The sequence below is a fragment of the Mycolicibacterium sp. XJ870 genome (genome assembly GCF_053483975.1).
Map to the genome: position 1 here is coordinate 1 of NZ_JBEFTI010000015.1, position 1,725 is coordinate 1,725.

At 56.5% G+C, this 1,725-nt stretch carries 1 rRNA gene; it reads left to right on the forward strand.

The window, feature by feature from the left end:
• The first annotated feature begins 170 nt into the window (after positions 1–170).
• Positions 171–1,692 (forward strand): 16S ribosomal RNA (locus ABQF30_RS29505).
• The last annotated feature ends 33 nt before the right edge of the window (positions 1,693–1,725 follow it).

Below are 1,725 nucleotides of genomic sequence, written 5' to 3' on the forward strand. Positions count from 1 at the left end.
TGTTGTTTGAGAACTCAATAGTGTGTTTGGTGGTTTTTGTTTGTTGTTTTTTGCCGCACTTCTTTTTCCCGTTTAGGGGTGTGGTTTTTTGGATGCCAGTTTTGGTGTCTTGTTTGATGATCGGATTTTTCTGATTCGAATTCTACCTGGGCTTTGGTCTGGGTTGTTTTTGTTTGGAGAGTTTGATTCTGGCTCAGGACGAACGCTGGCGGCGTGCTTAACACATGCAAGTCGAACGGAAAGGCCCTTCGGGGTACTCGAGTGGCGAACGGGTGAGTAACACGTGGGTGATCTGCCCTGCACTTTGGGATAAGCCTGGGAAACTGGGTCTAATACCGAATACACCCTGCTGGCTGCATGGCCTGGTGGGGGAAAGCTTTTGCGGTGTGGGATGGGCCCGCGGCCTATCAGCTTGTTGGTGAGGTTATGGCTTACCAAGGCGACGACGGGTAGCCGGCCTGAGAGGGTGACCGGCCACACTGGGACTGAGATACGGCCCAGACTCCTACGGGAGGCAGCAGTGGGGAATATTGCACAATGGGCGCAAGCCTGATGCAGCGACGCCGCGTGAGGGATGACGGCCTTCGGGTTGTAAACCTCTTTCAGCACAGACGAAGCGCGAGTGACGGTATGTGCAGAAGAAGGACCGGCCAACTACGTGCCAGCAGCCGCGGTAATACGTAGGGTCCGAGCGTTGTCCGGAATTACTGGGCGTAAAGAGCTCGTAGGTGGTTTGTCGCGTTGTTCGTGAAAACTCACAGCTTAACTGTGGGCGTGCGGGCGATACGGGCAGACTTGAGTACTGCAGGGGAGACTGGAATTCCTGGTGTAGCGGTGGAATGCGCAGATATCAGGAGGAACACCGGTGGCGAAGGCGGGTCTCTGGGCAGTAACTGACGCTGAGGAGCGAAAGCGTGGGGAGCGAACAGGATTAGATACCCTGGTAGTCCACGCCGTAAACGGTGGGTACTAGGTGTGGGTTTCCTTCCTTGGGATCCGTGCCGTAGCTAACGCATTAAGTACCCCGCCTGGGGAGTACGGCCGCAAGGCTAAAACTCAAAGAAATTGACGGGGGCCCGCACAAGCGGCGGAGCATGTGGATTAATTCGATGCAACGCGAAGAACCTTACCTGGGTTTGACATGCACAGGACGCCGGCAGAGATGTCGGTTCCCTTGTGGCCTGTGTGCAGGTGGTGCATGGCTGTCGTCAGCTCGTGTCGTGAGATGTTGGGTTAAGTCCCGCAACGAGCGCAACCCTTGTCTCATGTTGCCAGCACGTTATGGTGGGGACTCGTGAGAGACTGCCGGGGTCAACTCGGAGGAAGGTGGGGATGACGTCAAGTCATCATGCCCCTTATGTCCAGGGCTTCACACATGCTACAATGGCCGGTACAAAGGGCTGCGATGCCGTGAGGTGGAGCGAATCCTTGTAAAGCCGGTCTCAGTTCGGATCGGGGTCTGCAACTCGACCCCGTGAAGTCGGAGTCGCTAGTAATCGCAGATCAGCAACGCTGCGGTGAATACGTTCCCGGGCCTTGTACACACCGCCCGTCACGTCATGAAAGTCGGTAACACCCGAAGCCGGTGGCCTAACCCCTTGTGGGAGGGAGCCGTCGAAGGTGGGATCGGCGATTGGGACGAAGTCGTAACAAGGTAGCCGTACCGGAAGGTGCGGCTGGATCACCTCCTTTCTAAGGAGCACCACGAGACTTGAGCCCGCCCAC